The organism is Thalassobaculum sp. (genome assembly GCF_040219215.1).
Lineage (GTDB): Bacteria > Pseudomonadota > Alphaproteobacteria > Thalassobaculales > Thalassobaculaceae > Thalassobaculum_A.
Window position 1 is genome coordinate 151,591 of record NZ_JAVJSX010000003.1, and the last position, 22,216, is coordinate 173,806.

General features: G+C 69.3%; 16 protein-coding genes. 14 read left to right on the forward strand and 2 right to left on the reverse strand.

Annotated elements, in window-relative coordinates:
- Positions 1-86 precede the first annotated feature (86 nt).
- Positions 87-1,385, forward strand: coding sequence for an aspartate aminotransferase family protein (locus tag RIC54_RS02215; RefSeq protein WP_350150470.1), 1,299 nt, complete (start codon positions 87-89; stop codon positions 1,383-1,385).
- Here RIC54_RS02215 and RIC54_RS02220 read toward each other — a convergent pair.
- Positions 1,315-2,292, reverse strand: coding sequence for a DMT family transporter (locus tag RIC54_RS02220; protein WP_350095553.1), 978 nt, complete (start codon positions 2,290-2,292; stop codon positions 1,315-1,317). The two genes, RIC54_RS02215 and RIC54_RS02220, sit on opposite strands and share 71 nt — an antisense overlap.
- Positions 2,293-2,388: 96 nt before the next feature.
- On the opposite strand from RIC54_RS02220, the gene RIC54_RS02225 reads away from it, so the two are divergent.
- From RIC54_RS02225 to RIC54_RS02285, 13 genes are all read left to right on the forward strand, one after another.
- On the forward strand, positions 2,389-3,249 hold the full coding sequence (locus tag RIC54_RS02225; protein WP_350095556.1) for a LysR substrate-binding domain-containing protein: 861 nt from the start codon (positions 2,389-2,391) through the stop codon (positions 3,247-3,249).
- Between the two features lie 100 nt (positions 3,250-3,349).
- Entirely contained in the window at positions 3,350-4,219 is an 870-nt protein-coding gene (locus RIC54_RS02230) for a hypothetical protein (RefSeq protein ID WP_350095559.1), read from the forward strand.
- 9 nt (positions 4,220-4,228) lie between these two features.
- Complete coding sequence (locus RIC54_RS02235; protein ID WP_350095562.1) at positions 4,229-5,245, forward strand: peptidase C39 family protein; 1,017 nt, start codon at positions 4,229-4,231, stop codon at positions 5,243-5,245.
- Positions 5,246-5,370: 125 nt separating this feature from the next.
- A complete protein-coding gene (locus RIC54_RS02240) occupies positions 5,371-5,691 on the forward strand; it encodes a hypothetical protein (protein WP_350095565.1) in 321 nt (106 codons plus the stop codon).
- 125 nt (positions 5,692-5,816) lie between these two features.
- Positions 5,817-6,623, forward strand: a complete 807-nt coding sequence (locus tag RIC54_RS02245) for a carbon-nitrogen hydrolase family protein (protein WP_350095568.1) — start codon at positions 5,817-5,819, stop codon at positions 6,621-6,623.
- Positions 6,620-8,302 (forward strand): flavin monoamine oxidase family protein, encoded by a 1,683-nt coding sequence (locus tag RIC54_RS02250; RefSeq protein ID WP_350150472.1) that lies wholly within the window; start codon positions 6,620-6,622, stop codon positions 8,300-8,302. The genes RIC54_RS02245 and RIC54_RS02250 overlap by 4 nt, the downstream gene beginning before the upstream one ends.
- A 120-nt stretch (positions 8,303-8,422) precedes the next feature.
- Positions 8,423-13,207: an alpha-2-macroglobulin family protein gene (locus RIC54_RS02255; RefSeq protein ID WP_350095574.1), complete on the forward strand. Its 4,785-nt coding sequence runs from the start codon at positions 8,423-8,425 to the stop codon at positions 13,205-13,207.
- Positions 13,208-13,217: 10 nt separating this feature from the next.
- Complete coding sequence (pbpC, locus tag RIC54_RS02260) at positions 13,218-15,284, forward strand: penicillin-binding protein 1C (protein WP_350095576.1); 2,067 nt, start codon at positions 13,218-13,220, stop codon at positions 15,282-15,284.
- Positions 15,281-16,189: a LysR family transcriptional regulator gene (locus RIC54_RS02265; RefSeq protein ID WP_350095578.1), complete on the forward strand. Its 909-nt coding sequence runs from the start codon at positions 15,281-15,283 to the stop codon at positions 16,187-16,189. Before pbpC ends, RIC54_RS02265 begins: the two co-directional genes overlap by 4 nt.
- Positions 16,190-16,383: 194 nt before the next feature.
- On the forward strand, positions 16,384-17,385 hold the full coding sequence (locus RIC54_RS02270) for a tripartite tricarboxylate transporter substrate binding protein (protein ID WP_350095580.1): 1,002 nt from the start codon (positions 16,384-16,386) through the stop codon (positions 17,383-17,385).
- A 61-nt stretch (positions 17,386-17,446) separates the two neighbouring features.
- Entirely contained in the window at positions 17,447-17,920 is a 474-nt protein-coding gene (locus RIC54_RS02275; protein WP_350095583.1) for a tripartite tricarboxylate transporter TctB family protein, read from the forward strand.
- Entirely contained in the window at positions 17,920-19,443 is a 1,524-nt protein-coding gene (locus RIC54_RS02280; protein ID WP_350095586.1) for a tripartite tricarboxylate transporter permease, read from the forward strand. Before RIC54_RS02275 ends, RIC54_RS02280 begins: the two co-directional genes overlap by 1 nt.
- A gap of 6 nt (positions 19,444-19,449) precedes the next feature.
- Positions 19,450-21,342, forward strand: a complete 1,893-nt coding sequence (locus tag RIC54_RS02285) for a bifunctional sugar phosphate isomerase/epimerase/4-hydroxyphenylpyruvate dioxygenase family protein (protein ID WP_350095589.1) — start codon at positions 19,450-19,452, stop codon at positions 21,340-21,342.
- Between the two features lie 10 nt (positions 21,343-21,352).
- Here RIC54_RS02285 and RIC54_RS02290 read toward each other — a convergent pair whose 3' ends face one another.
- Positions 21,353-22,198 carry a phosphoenolpyruvate hydrolase family protein gene (locus RIC54_RS02290; protein WP_350095592.1) on the reverse strand — a complete coding sequence of 282 codons (846 nt, stop codon included), beginning with the start codon at positions 22,196-22,198 and terminating at the stop codon, positions 21,353-21,355.
- Positions 22,199-22,216 lie beyond the last annotated feature (18 nt).

Genomic DNA, 22,216 nt, shown 5'->3' on the forward strand with positions numbered 1-22,216 from the left:
TTTGCGCTTGCGGCTTGGCCGATAGCAGCGGCCTCATAGACCGAACGGGTGCCCCCGATGCCGCACCCCTGCCGCAGGAGAGCTCGATGAACGACGCCGCCGTCCGCGCCAACGACACCTTCTGGACCCGCGCCAACCGTCATCTGCTGCGCTACGGCGGCGATTTCGTGCCGTTCGTGCCGGAGCGGGCCGAGGGCGCGTTCCTGTACGACGCCAACGGCCGACGGGTGCTGGATTTCACCTCGGGCCAGATGAGCGCGATCCTTGGCCATTGCCACCCGGAGATCGTGGCCACCGTGCGCGAGATGGTCGGCCGGCTCGACCACCTGTTCTCCTCGATGGCCTCGGCTCCGGTGGTCGACCTCGCCGAGGCGCTGGCGACCCTGGTACCAAGCCTGCCGAAGGTGATCCTGCTGTCGACCGGCGGCGAGGCCAACGAAGCGGCAATCCGCCTGGCCAAGCTGGTCACCGGCAAGTGGGAGATCGTCGGCTTCACCCAGTCCTGGCACGGCATGACCGGCGGTGCGGCGGCGGCCACCTACAAGGCCGGTCGGCGCGGCATCGGGCCGCTGGCCGCCGGGTCGTTCGGCATCCCCGCGCCGAACGCCTACCGGCCACGCTTCGCCGGCGTCGACTGGCGACAGGAGCTGGACGACTCCTTCGAGCAGCTTGACCGGCAGAGCACCGGCAACCTCGCCGCCTTCATCGCCGAGCCGATCCTGAGCAGCGGCGGTGTGCTCGATCTTCCACCCGGGTACCTGAAGGCCCTGCACGACCACTGCAAGGCCCGCGGCATGCTGCTGATCCTGGACGAGGCGCAGACCGGTGTCGGCCGCACCGGCCAGATGTTCGCGTTCGAGCGTGACGGCGTGGTGCCGGACATCCTGACCCTGTCGAAGACGCTGGGCGCCGGCCTGCCGGTGTGGGCTGTGATGACCACCGAGGCGATCGCCGCCGCGGCCGAGCCGCGCGACTTCCTGTTCTACACAACCCCTGTGAACGACCCGCTGCCGGCCGCCGTCGGCCTGAAGGTGCTGGAAGTGGTGCAGCGCGATGCCCTCGCCGCCCGCGCCCAATCGGCGGGCGCGCGGCTGACCGCCGGCTTGCGCGATCTGCAGCGGCGCCATCCCTGCATTGGCGACATCCGCGGGCGCGGTCTGCTTCTGGGTTTGGAGTTCGCCGATCACGACGGCAAGGCGGCGGCCACCATCTCCGACGAAGTCACCGACATCGCCCTGGAGGTCGGCCTGTCGGCCAACATTGTGCGGGCCGGCAGTTCCGGCGGCACCATGCGGATTGCCCCGCCGCTGACCGTCACCGACGCCGAGATCGACCTTGGCGTGGAACTGCTGGGCGCGGCAATCGCCAGGGTGATGCCGAACTGATTCCGGCGCGGTTGATCCGGGATCCGGACCCCGACCATCCCAGGGTAACGCCAAGGCTGGCCAGCACGATCAACGCCAGGCCGATGGCCTGCGGCAAGCCGATCAGCCGTCCGTACACTGCCGCGTCCACCAGCACGGCGCTGGCCGGGTACAGGAAGGTCAGCACCGCGATCACCGGAGTGGCAAGGCCAGGCAGCGCGCCGTAGATCAGCACGTAGACCAGCCCGGTGTGGATCAGCCCGATCCCGGCGAGCCAGCCCCACTGTGCGCCGCTCAATACCAGCGGCGAGACCGGGTCGAGCAGAGCCAGCAGCGGCACCCCGACCAGGCACTGGATGAATGTCAGCATCGGCGCCCGCACGCTGGTGACCCGCTTGGCCAGCAGGGTGACCCAGGCATACAGGAACGCCCCGCCGAGGGCGCAGCCGATCCCGATGAGATAGGAGTCGTCCACGCCGTGCAGCAGCGCCTCCGGGCCGATCGCCGCGACCAGCCCGGCGAATGCGACGCCGACCCAGGCCAGGCGTACCGCCGTCAGCCGATCGCCGAAGACGAACGCGCCGATCAGCAGCACCAGGAACGGCTGGACGTGGAACACGATGGTGGCGAGCGCGATGCCGACCCGGCCAAGCGCCGCCGTGAACAGCACCCAGTTCCCGGCCATCAGCACTCCGGTCAGCAGCGCCAGCAGCAGCGTTCCCCGGCTGGCCGCGCGCAGGCTCAGCCACCCGGCCCATCGGCCGTACAACCCCAGCGCCAGCGCACCGATCAGGCAGCGGTAGAACACGATGGACACCGCGTCCTGCCCGCTCTCGACGACGAACACCCCGAGCGTGCCGAGCAGAAGATTGCCGGCCGCCAGTTCAACGATCGAGCGGCGCGTCGGTGAAAGAAGCATGGTCGGCATGGCGAACTCCGCGACAACAATCCCCGCGATCATCGGCACGCCATCAATTCAGACAAACGAATTGAACTAATCTTATTAGTTTGAAATTCTGATGAAATGGATCCGCGCCTCGATCTCGATCTGCTGCGCACCTTCGTGGCGGCGGTCGACACCCTGAGCTTCGCCAAGGCGGCGCAGGCGGTGCACCGTTCGCCGGCGGCGGTGTCGATGCAGATCCGCAAACTGGAGGAAACGCTGGGCCACCGGCTGTTCGAGCGCGACACCCGCAACATCCGCCCGACCGCCGACGCCGAGATCCTGCTGGGCTATGCGCGCCGGCTGATCCGGTTGCACGACGAGGCGGTCGAGGCGGTGCGCCGGCCGGACATCGCCGGCCGGGTGGTGGTCGCTGCCCCCGATGACTACGCGCTGTCGCTGCTGCCCGGACCGCTGCGCCGGTTCGGCCTGCTGTTCCCCAAGGTCGAAGTCGAGGTCGTGTGCCAGCAGACCACCCTCCTGTTGCCGGCGCTCGACGACGGCAGCATCGACCTCGCCTTCGTGTCTCGAACCCGTGGGGTGACCGGCGACCTGATCCGGGTCGAGCCGATGGTCTGGGTGGCGTCGCCGGACGCCGAGTTGACCAACCGGTCGCCGCTGCCGGTAGCGCTGTACGAGCCGCACAGCCCGGCACGGGTGCGGGCCGTGCAGGCGCTGGAGCGCGGCGGGATCGTCTATCGGGCAGCCCATTCCAGCCCCAGCCTGCTCGGACTGCTGGCCATGGTCGAGGCTGGCCTGGCGGTCGCCGCCCTGGCGCGCTGCTCGGTGCCGCCGGGCGTCGCAATCCTCGACCAGCGTCACGGCATGCCGCCGATCGAGAACCTCGAGGTGGTGCTGGTCCGCAGCGCCGCCTCACACCGTCCGGCCTGCGACGCGCTAGCGGACATCATCCGCGACGAACTGGCACCACGGATGGCGTGATCGTCGGGGTCGAGGCGACGGCGATTCGAAGGCCTTGCCCCCGGCCGACCCCGGCGGCAAGCTGTTGCATCCGGCAAAACGCCGGGTGGAGGTGGGCCCCATGCGCATTACCGGCGCGTCGATCCCCGCGGCGAGCCCGCTGGCAGCCGGTGCAGTCGCCCGCAGGCCGGAAGCCGGTGCGCCGCGTCCTGCCGGCCCCTCGTCGCCTGCGAAGTACCCGAAAGCCCAGTCCGATCCCGAAGCATCCGCCGCCGTGGCGCGCGCCGAGAAGGCCGCTGACCGGTCCCGCACCGCCCGGCGCGACGCGTTGAGCCAGGAACTGAACCGACTGATCGCGGTGGCGCGCAAGCTGAACGGCGTCGGCGACCTGCGCAGCGGCGCCGACGCCCTGCAGGACCTGGCCCGGCAGATCGCTAAACTGGCCCGCGCGCTGGCCGAGGCGGAACGCGGGCTGGCTCCGGCGGATCGCCGCGGCGTGCCGGCCTTCGCGGTACCGGCCGGACCACCGGCACAGCCGGCCGCCGCCGGAGCGGATGCCGCCTCCGGAGATGTGCAGCCTCCGGCTCCCGATGCGGCCAACGGCTCGGCCGAGGCCGCAGCATCGGCAAACACCGGCTCAACCGAGCCAGCCTTGCCGACGGATCGCATCGAGGACGCCGCGCCTGGAGCACCGGTCCCAGTCGACGAGGTGGCCGGGCGCGCGGCTGAACGCATCGGGGAACGCCGCGACGACGCGCGGAGCGGCCGAGAAGGCACCCGCCAGTTGCTGCTGCAGGCAGCCGACCTGCTGGACGCGATCCGCAAGACCGTGGCCAAGGCCGAACGGTTCGAGCGCCTGCTCGACCCGGAAGCCGCCGACGCGCGGGGCAAGGCCGGCCGGGAGATCGAGGGGCTGGCGATCGAACTGCGTGGCCTCGCAGGCGGCTTCGCCGATCCGACCCGCGGCCTCGGCCTCGACACGACGGCCTGAGGGCGCGGTATGGACAGCATCACCCATTCGGCCGAGGCCCGCGCCAACCGCCTGTCGGTGACCGTCGACGGCGTGACCATCTCCGGAGAGGCACGGCCCGGTACCCGGCTCGCCCGCATCCTGACGATCGATGGCCCGGCTCCAGCGGAGGCTCCGGCGGTCGACGCCTTCCTCGCGGCTGCCACCGAACGCGGCTGCAGTGTGGTGCGAGCCGAGTTGCCGGAAGGCGACCCGGCCGTCGCCGCCTTGGCCGCCGCCGGCTTCGGCGCGGTCGACCCGGCGGTGCACGCCGCCCAGCCGGGACGCCCGGTGTGGCGGCTGGAGCGGCGGCTGGACGGCAGCACGCCCGACCGGACCCTGCCGTATTTCGGCCAGACCACCGGCTTCACCTGCGGGCCGGTGGCGGTGATGCTGGCGCACCGCCGGTTCGATCCGGCTGCCCCGGTCGACCGCCGCACCGAGGTGGCGCTGTGGCGCGAGGCGACCACCGTGCATGCCCCATCCGGACCCGGCGGCTGCGACCCGTTCGGCGTCGCCTGCGCCGCCGCCCGGCGCGGCCTGACGGCCCGGGTGGTCGCCTCGACCGAGGGGCCGTTCCTGACGGGCTGGGCGACCGACGCCTACCGGCGCGACCTGATGGTGTTCGTGCAGGACGAGTTCCGCGAGGAGGCCCGCGCCCGCGGCATTGGCACCGAGATCCGCGCCTGGACCCACGCCGACCTGACGGAGACCCTGGTTGGTGGCGGCGTCGCCATCGTGTTGATCGACCAGATCGTGTTCAACGGCTGCACCATCCCGCACTGGATCCTGGTGCACGGCGTCACCCACGGCCCGGACGGCGCCATCTACGCCGTCGACGACCCGTGGATCGAGCCCGAGGACGGCGAGACCGACACCGATAAGTTCGACGTGCCGGTCCCGGCCGCCGATCTCGACCGTATGGGCTGGTACGGCACCGCACCGTTTCGGGCAGCGATCCTGCTGCCGGCACCAGCAGACTCTCAGTCGTCGTTCGGCTCCACCTAGCTCCGAACAATGCTCGAATGGATTCTCCGATCCTACCGGATCGGGTTACCCTGGCTTGTTTGGTGGGAGGACTGATCATCCCTTGGCGATTTGCCGGATGATGTCAGACAACGAGGGGATACATCATGGCGAGAATTATTGCGCTGGCGCTTGCGCTGGCCGTAACGACTATCGGCGCCGCAGTCGCCGAAGACCTTGATTTCACGCTGATCAACAGCAGCAACTCCGACGTGGTGGCGTTCCATGTCTCGCACGCCGGCACCGGCTCCTGGGAAGAGAACCTGATCGCCGGCGGCTTCCTGCCGTCCGGAAATGAGCTCGGCATCCAGATCGCCGACGGCCGCTCGACCTGTGTCTACGACATCCTCACCGAGTTCGCCGACGGCCAGAGACTCGAGGACTACGGCCTCGACCTCTGCGAGTTGGGTTCGTACACGCTGCAGTAAGACGCGCCGCCGCGCCCTCCGTTCGAATCTGGTCAAGGCTTGAGCGGAGCCCCCCCCAACTCACGGGCGCTCGGGCAAATGTCTCCCCCTACCGTCACTGACGCGCCCGCGCTAAAACGGCGTCCATGCGGATTGCTCTTCTCCAATGCCCGCCGGGTGCGCCCGACACCGCCGCCGGCCTCGCCCGGCTTGGCGCGTTCGCCGCCGATGCCGCCGCATCCGGCGCGGCACTCCTGCTCACCCCTGAGATGTTTCTGACCGGCTACGCCATCGGCGCCGACACCGTCGCCCGCCTCGCCGAGCCGGCTGACGGCCCGGCTGCCGAAGCCATCGCCGCGATCTGCCGCTCCCACGGCATCGCCGTCCTCTACGGCTATCCCGAGCGCGGCGCCGACGGTGCCGTCTACAACGCGGTCCAACTGATCGGCGCCGACGGCGCGCGGCTCGCCAACACCCGCAAGACCCATCTGTTCGGCGAGGTCGACCGCGCGCAGTTCCGCGCCGGTGATGCGCTCTCGCCGGTCGTGGAGTTCGGTGGGTTCAAGGTCGGCTTCGCGATCTGCTACGACATCGAGTTCCCGGAGGTGGCGCGCGGTCTGGCGCTGGCCGGGGCCGAGGTCGCGCTGGTGCCGACCGCCAACATGACGCCGTTCGAGAGTGTCTCGACCCGGCTGGTGCCGGCGCGGGCCGAGGAGAACACCCTGTTCGTTGCCTACGCCAACTATGTCGGCCGCGAAGCCGGCTTCACCTATTGCGGGCTGAGCTGCGTGGTGGCGCCGGACGGCACGGACCTGGCGCGCACCGGGGCCACGGAGGAGACGCTGCTGGTCGCCAAGTTGGACCGGGCGCGCCTGGATGCGGCACGCAGCAGGGTCACCTATCTGCACGACCGCCGACCGGAGCTGTACCGCCCACTGGGAGGACCCGCATGAGCGTGCCCGCCGACCCGCGCGACGGCGCGCCCGGCCCGGTCACGGTGTTCGGGCCGGACTTCCCGTTCGCGTTCGACGACTGGCTGGCCCACCCGGCCGGGCTGGGCCGCATCCCCGCCGATCGGCACGGCGCCGAGGTCGCGGTGATCGGGGCCGGGATCTCCGGGCTGATCGTGGCCTACGAGCTGATGAAGCTTGGCCTGCGGCCGGTGGTGTACGAATCCGGTCAACTCGGCGGCCGCCTGCGCTCGCAGCCGTTTGAGGGGGCCGACGGCATCGTCGCCGAACTGGGCGGCATGCGCTTTCCGGAGTCGTCCACCGCGTTCTGGCAGTACGCCGACCGGCTGGGGCTGGACTCGCAGCCGTTCCCGAACCCGCTGACCCCGGCTGCCGGCAGCACGGTGATCGACCTGGAGGGCGAGACCCACTACGCCCGCACGCTGGACGACCTGCCGGCGATGTTCCGCGAGGTGGCGCGCGCCTGGGACGCCGCTCTGGAGGAAGGCGCGCGCTTCGGCGACCTGCGCGCCGCCCTGCAGGCCCGCGACGTGCCGCGCCTGAAGGAGATCTGGAACGCCCTGGTGCCGCTGTGGGACGAGCGGACCTTCTACGATTTCGTCGCCTCGTCCTCGGCGTTCCGCGCCCTGCCGTTCCGGCACCGCGAGGTGTTCGGCCAGGTCGGCTTCGGCACCGGCGGCTGGGACAGCGACTTCCCGAACTCGATGCTGGAGATCCTTCGGGTCGTGCTGACCGGATGCGACGACAGCCAGCGGCTGATCGTCGGCGGGGTCGAGCAGGTGCCGCAGGGGCTGTGGCGGCGCGCGCCGGATCGCATGGTGCACTGGCCGCGCGGCACCACGCTGGCGTCGCTGCACGCCGGCGCGCCGCGGCCGGGAGTGACCCGGATCGCCCGGCACGCCGGCGGCGCGCTCGCGGTGACCGACCGCTGGGGCCGCACCCAGGCGTTCGACGCGGTGGTGGCGACCTGCCAGTCCTGGCTGCTGACCACCGCCATCGAGGTCGACGAGCCGCTGTTCTCGCACCGCCTGTGGATGGCGCTCGACCGCACCCGTTACATGCAGTCGTCGAAGACCTTCGTAATGGTCGACCGGCCGTTCTGGAAGGACGTGGACCCGGCGACCGGCCGCGACCGCATGAGCATGACCCTGACCGACCGGCTGACCCGCGGCACCTACCTGTTCGACAACGGCCCCGGCAAGCCGGGGGTGATCTGCCTGACCTATTCGTGGATGAGCGACGCGCTGAAGATGCTGCCGCTGCCGGTGGAGAAGCGGGTCGACCTGGCGCTTGGCGCGCTGGCCAAGATCTATCCGGACGTGAAGCTGCGCGAGCACATCATCGGCGACCCGATCACCGTGTCGTGGGAGGCCGATCCAAACTTCCTCGGCGCCTTCAAGGGCGCCCTGCCCGGCCACTACCGCTACAATCACCGCATGTACGGCCACTTCATGCAGGCCGACCTGCCGCCGGCCGAGCGCGGGCTGTTTCTGGCCGGCGACAATGTCTCCTGGACTCCGGCCTGGGTCGAGGGTGCGGTGCAGACCGCGCTCAACGCGGTGTGGGGCGTGATGACCCATTTCGGCGGCCGCACGCTGCCGGAGAACCCCGGCCCCGGCGACCTGTACCCCAGCATCGGCCCGGTGACGCTGCCGGAGTAGCGGCCCTTTCCTCCCGCTCCATAAACCGGGCATGCTTTCGCCACGAATGCCGTGGATGATGCGCGCTGCCGGCCGATGGATGGGGCCGGCAGCGCGCATCCCGACCCGCCGGAGGCTGCCATGACCCCGCTCGCCCGCGCCCGTTCGATTGCACTGGCGTCGCTGCTGCTCGCCGCGACCGTCCTGGCAGGACCGGGAGGAGCGGCGGCGGACGGCATGAGCTTCGCCAAGGAGCGCTACCTGCTGGACGGCAGCACGCCCTCGGTCTGCCTGGATTTCTCCGAGCCGGTGGCGTTTCCGGCCGGCAGCTTCCCCGAGGACTATGTCGCGGTCGCGCCGAAGGCCGACATCGACGTGCGGGTCCAGGACGGCGCGCTGTGCCTGGGCGGGCTGCGCTGGGGCTCCGCCTACTCGGTCACCCTGCGCTCCGGGGTTCCGTCGGCAGACGGCAGCCGCACCGAAGCGGCGCGCACCATCACCCTCAACCTGCCCGATGCCCCGTCGTCGGTCGGTTTCGCCGGCGGCGGCTACGTGCTGGCCCAGGCCGGCGAAACCGCGCTACCGCTGACCACCGTCAATGTCGACAAGGTGCGACTGCGGGTGCTGCGGATCGTCGACCGCAACCTGATCGAAGAACTGGCGGAAGGGGATTTCGCGCGATCCCTGAACGGCTGGTCGGCCGAGCAGATCGCCCAGTTCGACGGCGAGGAGGTCTGGCGCGGCACGGTCGACACGCGCGGCCCGCGCAACACGCGGGTCCGAACCGGCATCCCGATCGAGCAGGTGATCGACCGCTCGGTGCCGGGCGTGCACGTAGCCATCGCCGACGCCGCCGACCAGCAGTCGGAAGACTGGACCACACTCGCGACCCAGTGGCTTGTGGTCTCCAACCTCGGCCTGACCACCTTCACCGGCGAGGACGGGCTGACCGCCTTCGTCAACGCGCTCGACACCGCCACCCCGGTAGGCGGGGTCGAGACGGTGCTGCTGGCCCGCAACAACAAGGTGCTGGCGCGCGGCCACACCGACGGCGACGGCCGGGTCGAGTTCGCCGGCGGCCTGCTGCGCGGCCGTGGCGGCAACGAGGCGACCGCGCTGCTGGCCTACGGGCCGAACCGGGACTTCACGGTTCTGAAGCTGACCGGCCCGGCCTTCGACCTGTCGGACCGTGGGGTCTCCGGCCGCACCCCGCCGGGGCCGCTGGACGGCTTCCTGTGGGCCGACCGCGACATCTACCGGCCGGGTGAGACCCTGCACATGGCGGCGCTGCTGCGCTCGGCCGAAGCGCGCACGGTCGCCGGCATCCCGGTTACCCTGGCGGTGGTCCGCCCTGACGGCCAGGACTTCCGCCGGCTGGTCCTGCCGGTACGCGACGGCGGCGCCTATGCCACCGACCTGGAACTGCCGAAATCGGCGCCAACCGGCCAGTGGACCGCCCTGCTGTACACCGACCCGAAGGCGGCACCAGTCGCCGAGATGCCGTTCTCGGTCGAGGATTTCGTGCCGGAACGCCTGGATCTGGAACTGACATCCGAGACTGCCACCATCGCGCCCGACGAGACGGTTCCGGTGGCATTGCGCGGCCGCTTCCTGTTCGGCGCGCCGGCGGCTGACCTGCGCGTGACGTCCGACCTAGTGGTTACGGTCGACCCCGAGCCGTTCCCCGACTGGGCCGACTACCGCTTCGGGCTCGCCACCGAGGAGTGGTCGGCAACCCGCGCCGAACTGGCGGAGGTCCGCACCGACGGCGACGGCAACGCCAGCGTCGACGCCACCCTGCCGGAGATCGTCGATACCACCCTGCCGCTGCTGGCCCGGATCAATTCGACATTGCTGGAGCCGGGCGGCCGCGGGGTGACGCGCTCGCTCGACCTGAAGATCCGCAGCCAGCCTCTGTCGATCGGTGTGCGCCCGGGCTTCGCCGACGACACCGTCGCCGAAGACGGCACCGCGCCGTTCCAGATCATCGCCCTCGATCCCGACGGCCAGCCGATTGCCGGCCAAGCACTCGGCTGGGAACTGATCCGCGAGATCTGGCACTACGATTGGGTGCGCACCAACGGCAACTGGGAAGTCGAGACATCGGTGCAGAACCGACGGGTCGACACCGGCACCCTGCAGACCGGCGCCGACCGACCGTCAGCACTGTCGCTGCCGGTGCAATGGGGCTGGTACCGGCTGGAGGTCTACGACGCCGCCACCGGCGTCGCCTCCAGCGTGCGGTTCCAGGCCGGCTGGCGCGCCGGGCCGGTCGCCGGCACCGCGCCCGACAAGGTCAAGGTCACCCTCGACCAGGCCCGCTACCGCCCCGGCGACACGGCGAAGGTGTTCATTGATCCGCCCTACGCCGGCGAGGCGCTGGTCACGGTGCTCGGCCGCGGCGTGCTGGAGACCCGGCGCATTACCGTGCCGGCCGGCGGCGTCGAGTTCAGCCTTACCGCCGACGACAGCTGGGGTGCCGCCGGTGCCTATGTCGCCGTGACCCTGCTGCGGCCGGGCCGCCCGGGCGGCGCGGCGACCGACGCCCCGCCATCCCCGGGCCGCGCGATCGGCCTCGCCTGGCTGGAATTCGACCGCAGCGCGCGGACCCTGGACGTGGCGATCCTGGCTCCCGACGAGGTCCGGCCCGAGCGGCGGCTGTCCGTCCCGGTAACGGTATCCGGCCTCGCCGCCGGCGAACGGGCCTGGGTCACCCTGGCGGCGGTCGACCGCGGCGTGCTGGCCCTCACCGGTTTCGAAACCCCGAATCCGGAAGCCCATTTTTTCGGCAAGCGCGCCCTGCCGATCGACCTGCGCGACCTGTATGGCCGGCTGATCGACGGTGGTTACGATCGCATGGGTGCCGTGCGTTCCGGCGGCGACGCGATGGGACGCAACAACGCGGGGCTGGCCGAGGACAGCTACGAGACCATGGCGTTGTTCTCCGGCCTGGTAACAGTCGGCCCGGACGGACGGGTCGACATCCCGCTCGACATCCCTGACTTCAACGGCGAGCTGCGGCTGATGGCCGTGGCGTTCTCCGACGACAAGGTCGGGCATGCCGAGGCACCCCTGCCGGTCCGGCCGCCGGTGGTGGCGGAGCTGTCGCGTCCGCGGTTCCTGGCACCCGGTGACAGCGCCGAGCTCACATTGGAACTGCACAACCTGACCGGCGCGACCGGCGATTACCGGATTAGCGTCAAGGCCGACGGGGCTGCGGCGATCCGTGACGGCGGCGACCAGACCGTCACCCTGGCAACCGGCGGCAAGGCCGAACGGTCGGTACGGCTGGAGGCCACCGGCACCGGCGTCACCCGGGTCATGCTGTCGCTCAATGGTCCCGGCGACCTTGTGATCGAGCGACGCTTCGCGCTCACCGTCCGCCCGGCGCAAGCCGTGCAGACCGAGCGCCGCACCGTCTGGCTGGCCCCGGGCAGCATCCTGCGGCTCGACCCGTCGGTGTCCGCCAACTTCCGATCCGAAACGGTGCGCACCGGCGTCACTCTGGGTACGGCGCCGACCTTCGATCTGCCGCACCTGATCGACCGGCTGTACCGCTACCCGTACGGCTGCCTGGAACAGTCGGTCAGCACTGCCATGCCACTGCTGTACGTCGACGATCTCGCCGCCTATGCCGGACTGGACGAGGACACCAAGGCGCTGCGCGAGCGCGTGCAGAAGGCGATCTGGCGGGTCCTGGACATGCAGCGCTCCGACGGTGCGTTCGCGCTGTGGGACGCCTATGGCGAGGCGGAGCCGTGGCTGTCCGCCTATGCCCTCGACTTCCTGACCCGGGCGCGGACCGCCGGCTACACCATGCCCAACGGGGCCTACAGCCTCGGCCTCGACTGGCTGAAGACCCGGATCGTCGACGATCCCGAGTGGAACGCAGCCTCGGTCGCGCGTCCCTACGCGCTGTACGTGCTGGCCAAGGCCGGGCGGACCGATGTGGCGGGTGCCGCGCGCTACCTGGCCGACAATCGGGCGAACCGCCTGCCCTACGGCGCCCGAGGTCATCTGGCGGCGACGCTCACCCTTTTGGGCGAAGCCGAGCGGGCCAAGCTTCTGCTCGCCGAAACTGAAGTCCCGCCGCGCGGCTGGTGGCGCCACGACTACGGCACCCGGCTCCGAGACGCCGCGCTGCGGCTGACCGTGATGGCCGACACCGGCAGCGACCCCGCGGCCATCGGCACGCTGGCCGATCAGGTGGCCGACATGGCAGCGCGACGGCGCTGGCTCAGCACCCAGGAAATGAGCTGGATGGTGCTGGCCGCCAAGGCGATGATCGCCCGCCAGCAGGCCGCCACCGCCGAGATCGACGGCAAGCTGATCGGCCCGCAGACCCGCCCGATCGCCGTCTTCCCGACGCCCGAGGAGCTCAATATCGGCTACCCGATCGCCAATCGCGGCGGGCAGAGTCTGCGGATCGAGATCTCAACATCGGGCGTTCCAACCGACCCGCTGCCCGCAGAATCCCAAGGCCTGACCGTCGAACGCACGATCCGCTCGCTGGATGGTGCCGCCGTACTTGAGGGTGCGACGCTGGTTCAAGGGCAGCGCTACGTGGTGATCGTCACCGGCACCAACGATTCCGCCGAGCCGCACCAGGGCCTGGTCGTCGACCTGTTGCCGGCCGGGTTGGAGATCGAGAACACCCGGCTGCGCAACGGCGGCGACGTCAGCGACTTCGCCTGGCTGCCGCAACTGACCGTCGCCCGGCATGTCGAGATGCGCGATGACCGGTTCATCGCCGCATACGACCTGGACGCCGAGCGCAACAGTTTCACCGCCGCCTACATCGTGCGGGCGGTGACCCGTGGCACCTTCGTGCAACCGCCCGCGTATGTGGAGGACATGTACCAGCCCTACCGGTTTGCCCGCGGGAAGGTCGGAAGCCTGACCATCGCGCCGTCGGCACCGAGGTAGCGGTCGCGATATGACCCCACGCCGGGCCTGCCTGCTCGCAACCGTGCTCACCGTCATCGCTGGGATAGCGGCGGTGCCGGCGGCCGGGGGCTGGCTGGTTCGGCCACTGGAGCGGGCGATCGATCCGTCGCTGACCGTCACCGACCGTGACGGCCGGGCACTCCGGGTCTTCCTGTCGGCCGACGAGTCGTGGCGCCTGCCGGCCGATCTCGATCGGATCGACCCCGGCTACCAAGCGATGCTGATCGCAATCGAGGACCAGCGGTTCAACGCCCACATCGGTGTCGATCCGCTGGCCGTCGTCCGTGCCGTCGGACAGATGATCGGCGCCGGACGGGTGGTTTCCGGTGCGTCCACCCTGACCATGCAGACCGTCCGGCTGCTCGACCCGCGGCCGCGCACCCTCGGCGCAAAGGCTGTCGAGGCAGCGAGGGCATTGATCCTGGAGCGCCGCCTCGGCAAGCGTGAGATCCTGGCGCTCTACCTCACGCTTGCGCCGTTCGGCGGCAACCTGGAGGGAGTGCGCGCCGCGTCCCTCGCCTATCTCGGCAAGGAGCCGGTTGCCCTGACCCCGGCCGAGGCGGCACTGCTGGTCGCAATCCCCCAGGCGCCCGAGCGGCTGCGCCCGGACCGCCATCCGCAAGCTGCGCGCGCCGCCCGCAACCGAATCCTGCTGCGCGCCGCCGACGCCGGCGCGATCACCGCCAGCCACGCCGCCGAGGCATCGGTCGATCCGATCCCGACCATCCGCCGCCCGATGCCGATGCACGCGCCGCACCTGACCCGGCGCATCGCCCTGGCGGCGGCATCCGGAACCGCCAGCGTTGCCACCCCAGTCGACGGTGACCTACAGCGCCGGATCGAGGGCATGGCCGCCCACTGGGCCGAGACGCTGGAGCCGGACGCCGGGATCGCGGTGGTGGTTGCCGACGCGACGAACGGGGCCGTGCTTGCCCATCTCGGCTCGCCCGACTTCTTCAACGCCCGACGCGCCGGACAGATCGACATGACCCGGGCCATGCGCTCGCCCGGCTCGACCCTGAAGCCGTTCCTGTACGGCCTCGCCTTCGACGATGGGTTCCTCGACCCGCGCAGCATCGTCACCGATGCGCCGCAGCGGATTTCCGGCTACGCCCCCGCCAATTTCGCGCCGGTGCACATCGGCGAACTTCCAGCCGCCGACGCACTGCGCCAGTCACTCAATGTGCCGGCAGTGGCAATTCTCGACCGCTATGGACCCGCTCGCTTCGTGAATCGGCTGCGCGCAACCGACGCCCGGCTGGAACTGCCACACGCGACCGATCATCCCGGCCTTGCCGTCATCCTGGGTGGCGTCGGAACCACTCTGGAGGATCTGGTCAGCCTGTACACCGGCCTGTCCGGCGACGGTCGGGTCCGGCCGTTGGTCATTAGTGCCGACCAGGTCAATCGCACAGACTCCCGCCCGCTGCTATCGGCCGGGGCATCGTGGGTAGTGGCGCGCATTCTGGAGGAGGCACCGCACCCGGTCCATGCAACCCGCCGGCGCGGTGGCCCGATAGCCTGGAAGACCGGCACGTCCTACGGGTTCCGGGATGCCTGGGCGATCGGCGTGGCCGGCAACCGGGTGGTCGGGGTCTGGGTCGGACGTCCGGACGGCACGCCGCGACCCGGCCACTACGGCGCCCGGTCGGCCGCACCGTTGCTGTTCGAGGTATTCGACATTCTGCCTGGCTCGACGAGGCTGACCGCACCGATGCCGGCCGGATCCGACACACCGCCATCGCTTCGGCCATTGCCGCCGGCGCTGGCCTACTTCCCGCCGCGTGACCGCCTCCCCGGCGGCACGCCCGTCACAATCGCCTATCCGCGCGACGGCAGTGAGATCGAGCGGCCGGGCGAACGGCCGATCGCGTTGCGGGCGAAAGGCGGGAAGCGTCCGCTGGTCTGGCTGATCGACGGCCGGCCGATCCCGGCGTCCCCGCACCGCCGAGACGCAGCCTGGCAGCCTGACGGCCCGGGATTCGCCACCCTGACGGTTATCGACGCCGAGGGTCTGTCGGCCCAGGCCCGGGTCCGGGTGCGCGGAACCCCATGATCACCCTTCGGCAGATCGAGGTGATCCGTGCAGTCATGGTGACCGGCACCATTGTCGGGGCGGCCCGCCTGCTGAACGTTTCAGCGCCGGGCATCAGCCGGCTGATGAGGTATACCGAGGACACCCTGGGGTTCCGGTTGTTCATCCGCCGCCACGGCCGCTACGACCCAACCCCGGAAGCCCGCGACGTCTTCGACCTGATCGACACGGTCTACAAGAAGGTCGAGGACCTGCAGGCGGCGATCGACCGCATGAAGCGTGGCGAAACCAAGGAACTCAGCCTCGGCTCAGTCCCCAGCATCGCCAACGTGATGGTGCCCCGCGCGATCGAACGATTGCGGAGGCAGTACCCACAACTGCGGATCGACATCAACATCCTGAAGGTCGAGGACGCGGTGGACTACCTGCTGCTCGGCAAGGGCGAGGTGGTGGCCATGAGCTACCGCTTCGATCATCCGATCGTCACCTTCGAGCCGCTGGTCCACGGCCGCCTGCTCTGCATCGTTCCACACGGGCATGAGCTTGCGGGACAGGAAGCGGTCTCGGCCGCGCAGATCGTGCGCTACCCGCTGGTCGGCATCGATCCGAACGATCCCTACGGCTCGATCATGGCGCGGATCTTCGACCGCCGGGGCCTGCCCTACGACACCACGATCCGCGCCCGGTTCGGCTCGACGGTATGCAGCCTGGTTGCAGCCGGTCTTGGAATCGCTGTGATCGACCAGTTCACGGTCGCCCACAACCAGATGCCCGGCATTCGCTGCCTTGAGATTGAGGAAGACACCGGCTTCCAAACCTACGCGGCGCACCGCAACGACGGCCCGCTGTCGACCTACGCCGAGAACTTCGTGTCCCTGCTGCGCGCCGAAATGCAGGCCGCGACGTCAGCCGAAGCGGCCGATTGAATTAACCTGACGTTATGTCACGGTATTTATTCGTATTTGACGTTAGCTTTCCAAGTCGTGGATGCTCGCGGTCAAGCCGACACGCCAAAACGGGACTCCTCTTGCTCCGATGCGAGTGGCACCGTCCCGTGACGTGATCGGTCGCAAACCGGGTCGACAGTCGACCCGGACAACACGCTGCGGGAGGAACACCAATGAAATCGACTCTGCTGGGGGCGGCTGCCGCCCTGGCCATGATCTCGGCCGGCGCCGCCGTGCACGCCGCCGATTATCCGACCAAGGATCTTCAGGGCGTCATCATGTGGGGCGCCGGCGGCGCCACCGACACGGTCGCGCGCGCCATCACCCCGGTGGTCGAACCGCTGCTGGGCCAGCAGATCGTGCTGGTCAACAAGTCCGGCGGCTCCGGCGCCATCTCCACCGCCTTCGTGGCCGGCCGGCCGGCTGACGGCTACACACTGCTGTACGGGGCGGAGAATCCGCAACTCCACAAGGTTCTGGAGATCGCCCAGACCGACTACGCCGACTTCTACCCGGTCAACGTCCTGGCGCGTGGCATCGCCGTGATCGTCGCCAACAACGACACGCCCTGGAAGTCGATGAAGGATCTGGTCGCCGACGCCCAGAAGCGGCCGGGCGAGATCAAGATGGGCTCGACCGGGCCGGGCGGCCTGCCGCACGTGGTCGGCGCGCTGGTCAAGACGGTAACCGATTTCAAGGTGACCTCGGTGCCGTTCGACGGCGAAGGTCCGGGCATCACCGCCCTGCTCGGCGGCCACGTCGACTTCATGCCGGCCGGCCTGAGCGCCGCGTCCGAGCACATCAAGGCCGGGCGGGTCCGCGTACTCGCGGTGGTGAACAACACCGAGATCGCGGCCCTGCCGGGCGTGCCGCCGATCACCGCCGACTTCCCCGGCTTTGGTAAGTACCTGCCGTGGGGTCCGTTCTACGGCGTGTTCGTCAGCCGCGACGTACCCGACGCCGCCAAGGCGAAGCTCGTCGAGGCGTTCAAACAGGGTGCCGCCACGCCGAAGTTCGTCGAGCTGATGGAAGGCCGCGGCAACATCATGATGAACATTGCCGGCGACGAGGCCGACGCGTTCCTGAAGAAGTGGCAGTCGACCACGACCTGGGTGCTGCACGCGGCCGAGGCCACGAAGGCTTCCCCGGAAAAATTCGGCATTCCCAAGCCGTAACGTCAGGATGGGCGGCTCCGGCTCCGGAGCCGCCCTTTCTCTTCGCGACGGAGGAGGTCCGATGACCGAAGCACGTCCAAGGCTCCCCGGCGAGCGGGCGTTCTCGCTGGTGCTGTTGGCGTTCAGCCTGTTCGTTCTCTACCAAGCCTACCGGATTTCCGGATTCTCCTCGGTCAGCTCACCCGGCGTATTCCCGATGCTGGCCGCCCTGGTCATGGTGGGATCACTGGTGGTGACTCTCCTCCAGGAACGGAAGCTGCCTACACCGTCCGGCTCCGGACCGATGGCGTTCTACAGGCGTGTCACGCCGCCGGTGCTGCTGATCATGGTGGCGCTGATCGTGGCGCTGATGCTGATGATGGAACCGGCCGGGTTCGTCGTCGCTGCAGGCGGATTTCTGTTCGCCAGCATCCTGATCCTGCAGGGCGGACGCCCGGTGCGCGCGGCGGTCATCAGCGCGGGCGCCCTGGCGGCGATCTATGCGGTCTTCCGACTGGTGTTCCAGGTCGTGCTGCCGGAAGCCGAGTGGCTGTGATGGAAGGTTCCACCCTTTCGTACTTCCTGATGAGCTGGCTCGACCCGTCCCTGCTGGCCCTGACCGCCGCCGGAACGCTGGCCGGGGTCTATATCGGCGCGATCCCCGGCCTGTCGGTCACCATGGCCGTGTCGATCCTGATCTCGTTCACCTTCGCCTGGGACGTCAACGACGCGCTTGCCCTGATGGGCGGAGTATTCTGCGGCGGCGTCTACGGCGGATCGCGCACGGCAATCCTGCTGAACATCCCCGGCGCACCGAGCGCCATCGCCACCGCGATCGACGGCTTCCCCCTGGCCCAACGCGGCGAGGCCGGCCGTGCCATCGGGGTGAGCACAGTGATGTCGGTGATCGGCGGGATCACAGGCGTGATTGCCCTGGCCCTCGCAGCTCCTGCAATCTCGGAATTCGCGCTGATGTTTGCGCCGCGCGACTACCTGCTGCTGGCGATCATCGGCATCCTGCTGGTCGGCGCCCTGTCCGGCGAATCCCTGGCCAAGGGCGTGTTCGCCGGTGCGCTGGGCGTGCTGATCGGCATGGTCGGCCTCGATCCGATGACCGCCGAGGGACGATTTACCTTCGGCCAGGTGTCGCTGCTCGGCGGCATTCCCTACGTCGCCGCCATGATCGGCTTCTTCGGGGTCGCCGAGGCGCTGGTCCAACTCCACCACCTGCACGCCACGCCGGTACGCCAGAAGGTCGACCGGATCGTTCCCGGCTGGGACGTCGTCAAGAAGTACATCCCCTTGTCGATCCGATCGTCGGTCATCGGCGTCGTGGTGGGCGCCCTGCCCGGTACCGGCGGCGACATCGCGGCCCTGATGGCCTACGACCACGCCAAGCGCAGCGTGAAGAAGCCGTCGCGTCCGTTCGGCCAGGGCGCCTATGAGGGCCTGGTCGCCCCGGAAACCGCCAACAACGCGGCGATCGGCGGCGCCTATATCCCGATGCTCACCCTCGGTCTGCCCGGCGACGCGGTGACCGCCGTGATCATCGGCGCGCTGTTCATCCACGGTCTGAAGCCTGGGCCGATGCTGATGATCGAGACGCCGCACCTGTTCTGGTTCACGGTCGGCAACCTGACGCTCGCCAACATATTCACCCTGATCTTCGGACTGACCGGCATCCGGGTGTTCGCCAAGATGGTCGAGTGCCCGCGGTCGATCCTGATCCCACTGATCATCGTGCTGTCGGTGGTCGGCACCTACGCGATCCAGAACAGCGTGATCGACATCTACTGGATGCTGGCGTTCGGCGTGCTCGGCTACTTCATGAAGATGTACGGCTACCAGGTTGGCCCCGTCATCCTCGGGGTGATCCTGGGACCGTTGATGGATGTGTCGTACCGGCGCGCCATGCTGTCGGTGCGGGATGACCCGGTCATGTTCGCTTGGGAAATGGTCGCCAATCCGCTGACGCTGGTCCTGACGCTGTCGGTGATACTGTTGCTGGCGAGCCAGACACCGGCCTGGGCCACGGCACGGACCCGTCTCGGCCGATGGCGCGAAACCGCACGGAGGTAGGAAGCCATGAAGACCTCGATCGCGACGGTATCGCTGAGCGGCGATCTGGAGGAGAAGCTGACCGCGATCGCGGCGGCCGGGTTCGACGGCGTCGAGATCTTCGAGAACGACTTCCTGACCTTCGACGGCGGGCCGCGCGACGTTGGCCGGATGATCGCCGATCTCGGCCTGATCTGCGTCGCCTTCCAGCCGTTCCGCGACTTCGAAGGGATGCCGGACGCCGAGCGAACACGGACCTTCGCCCGCGCTGAACGCAAGTTCGACATCATGGAGGAACTCGGCACCAAGCTGATGCTGGTGTGCAGCAACGTGTCGCCAGGCTCGCTGGGCGGTATTGACCGGGCGGCCGACGATTTCCGGGAGCTTGGCGAGCGGGCCAAGAAACGCGGCCTGACCGTGGGTTTCGAGGCACTGGCCTGGGGTCGCCACATCAGCGACCACCGCGACGCCTGGGAGGTGGTGCGCCGGGCCGATCATCCGAACATCGGCCTGATCCTCGACAGCTACCACACCATCGCTCGTGGCGTGCCGGTGGACAGCATCCGCTCGATTCCCGGCGACCGCATCGTGCTGGTCCAGATCGCCGACGCACCGAAGGTCGACATGGACCTGCTGCAGCTCAGCCGACACTTCCGCTGCATGCCGGGCCAGGGCGACCTGCCGCTGGTCGGGTTCATGCAGGCGCTCGACGCCACCGGTTACGACGGCATGCTGTCGCTGGAGATCTTCAACGACCAGTTTCGGGCCGGCTCGGCCCGCCAGGTCGCGACCGACGGCAAGCGCGGCCTGCTCCACCTGATCGACCAGGTCGCCCGGTCAACCACGAACCCAAAGCGCCGCAAGCCGGCCATGCCGGCCCGACCCGCGGGTCTGGGTGTAGAGTTCATCGAGTTCGCCGTGGACGAGGACACTGCGGAGGAATTGACGGCGCTGCTCGCCGGACTGGGCTTCCACCGGGCTGGCAAGCATCGCTCAAAGGCAGTCGAACTCTGGCGACAGGGCGACGTCAATCTGGTCGTCAACACCGACAAGGAGGGCTTCGCCCATTCGTCCTACATCGTCCATGGTCCCTCAGTCTGCGCCATGGCGCTCAAGGTATCGGACGTGGCCGGCGCCATGGAAAGGGCGGACCACCTGTTGGTGCCGTCGTTCGCCGAGGCGGTCGGCCCCGGCGAGTTGAAGATCCCGGCAATCCGCGGGGTCGGCGGCAGCCTGATCTATTTCGTCGAGCCGCAGGGTCCGCTCGGCGACATCTGGTCGGTGGATTTCGACCTGTCGGATGCGGCGGAACCGCCCACCGACGGCATCGGCCTTACCCGCGTCGACCACCTCGCCCAGTCGATGAGCTACGAGGAAATGCTGTCGGCGCTGCTGACCTACACAGCGCTGCTGGATTTGGAGAAGGCCCCGCAGGTCGACATCACCGATCCGGGGGGACTGGTGCAGAGCCAGGCGCTGCAGGCGGCCGACGGCGCCGTCCGGCTGGTCCTCAACAGCTCGCAGAGCGCCAAGACCCAGTCCGGGCGTTTCCGTTCGGAGTTCTTCGGGTCCGGCACCCAGCACATCGCCTTCGCGACCGACGACATCTTCGAGACGGTCCGGCGCATGAAAGCCCACGGGTTGGCCCCGCTGCCGATCTCCGACAATTACTACGACGATGTCGACGTGCGCTTCGGGCTCGACCCGTCGCTGGTTGCCGACCTGCGCGACCACGACGTGCTGTACGACCGGGACGGCGACGGCGAGTACTTCCAGATCTACACCCGCACGTTTGCCGACCGGTTCTTCTTCGAGATCGTCCAGCGCAAGGCCTATCAGGGCTTCGGCGCCGCCAATGCCCCGGTGCGCCTGGCTGCCCAGGCCCGCTCGGCGCCGGAACCGACCATGCCGCGCCGCTGAGGCGCTCCGATCAGCGTGCCTTGCGCGGCTTGGCCGCCTTGAACTGCCGGGTCACGTCGATGATCGCCTTCTCGACCGGCAGCCGCTCCATGCTGGACGCGCCCACGAAGCCGTGGGCGTCCGTGCGCCCCAGCACGTAGTCGACGTCCTGGGGCGTAGCGATCGGCCCGCCATGCGCCAGGGTCACGATCTCCGGATTGATCTCGCAGGCCGCCTCGATCATCGCTTGGACCTTGTCGGCTGCATCATCGAGGCCGAGAGCATTGGTGGAACCGATGGTCCCGCCGGCGGTCAGGCCGACATGCGGCACCAGCATGTCGACGCCAGCCTTGGCCATCATCCGGGCATCATCGGGCGAGAATACGTACGACAGTGTGTAGAGGCCCGCCGCCCGCGCCCGGGTGATCATCTCGGCTTCCTTGGCAAAGCCCAGCCCCACCGACTCGAGATCTCGGCGGAACACCCCGTCGATGCGCCCGACGGTCGGGAAATTGATGACCCCGGCGTAGCCGACGGCGCGCACCTCTTCCAGCAGTTGGTCGATGTCGCGGGTCGGGTCGGTGGCGCAGATGCCGGCGATCACCGGGATCGCGTCGACCGCCGGCAGGATCTGGCGGCGTCCCATCTCCAGGACGATGTCGTTGGCGTTGCCGAAGGGCAGGTACCCCGCGATCGACGCATGGCCGTTCATGCGGAACCAGCCGGAGTTGTAGACCACGATCAGGTCGGCACCGCCGATCTCGGCGCACTTGGCCGAAAGACCGGTACCGGCGCCGGCCGTGACGATGGGATCGCCGGCAGCAATCACCTCAGCGACACGGGCGCAAACGTCGTCCCGGTGGTATCTGCGGGCCATTGGGTTTCCTCGCCTGGG

Coding starts and splice junctions, on each gene's coding strand:
- RIC54_RS02245 (WP_350095568.1), top strand. CDS start 5,817: ATGCGGATTGCTCTTCTCCAATGCCCGCCGGGTGCGCCCGACACCGCC.
- RIC54_RS02215 (WP_350150470.1), top strand. CDS start 87: ATGAACGACGCCGCCGTCCGCGCCAACGACACCTTCTGGACCCGCGCC.
- RIC54_RS02265 (WP_350095578.1), top strand. CDS start 15,281: ATGATCACCCTTCGGCAGATCGAGGTGATCCGTGCAGTCATGGTGACC.
- pbpC (WP_350095576.1), top strand. CDS start 13,218: ATGACCCCACGCCGGGCCTGCCTGCTCGCAACCGTGCTCACCGTCATC.
- RIC54_RS02285 (WP_350095589.1), top strand. CDS start 19,450: ATGAAGACCTCGATCGCGACGGTATCGCTGAGCGGCGATCTGGAGGAG.
- RIC54_RS02270 (WP_350095580.1), top strand. CDS start 16,384: ATGAAATCGACTCTGCTGGGGGCGGCTGCCGCCCTGGCCATGATCTCG.
- RIC54_RS02290 (WP_350095592.1), bottom strand. CDS start 22,198: ATGGCCCGCAGATACCACCGGGACGACGTTTGCGCCCGTGTCGCTGAG.
- RIC54_RS02230 (WP_350095559.1), top strand. CDS start 3,350: ATGCGCATTACCGGCGCGTCGATCCCCGCGGCGAGCCCGCTGGCAGCC.
- RIC54_RS02255 (WP_350095574.1), top strand. CDS start 8,423: ATGACCCCGCTCGCCCGCGCCCGTTCGATTGCACTGGCGTCGCTGCTG.
- RIC54_RS02220 (WP_350095553.1), bottom strand. CDS start 2,292: ATGCCGACCATGCTTCTTTCACCGACGCGCCGCTCGATCGTTGAACTG.
- RIC54_RS02250 (WP_350150472.1), top strand. CDS start 6,620: ATGAGCGTGCCCGCCGACCCGCGCGACGGCGCGCCCGGCCCGGTCACG.
- RIC54_RS02240 (WP_350095565.1), top strand. CDS start 5,371: ATGGCGAGAATTATTGCGCTGGCGCTTGCGCTGGCCGTAACGACTATC.
- RIC54_RS02275 (WP_350095583.1), top strand. CDS start 17,447: ATGACCGAAGCACGTCCAAGGCTCCCCGGCGAGCGGGCGTTCTCGCTG.
- RIC54_RS02225 (WP_350095556.1), top strand. CDS start 2,389: ATGGATCCGCGCCTCGATCTCGATCTGCTGCGCACCTTCGTGGCGGCG.
- RIC54_RS02235 (WP_350095562.1), top strand. CDS start 4,229: ATGGACAGCATCACCCATTCGGCCGAGGCCCGCGCCAACCGCCTGTCG.
- RIC54_RS02280 (WP_350095586.1), top strand. CDS start 17,920: ATGGAAGGTTCCACCCTTTCGTACTTCCTGATGAGCTGGCTCGACCCG.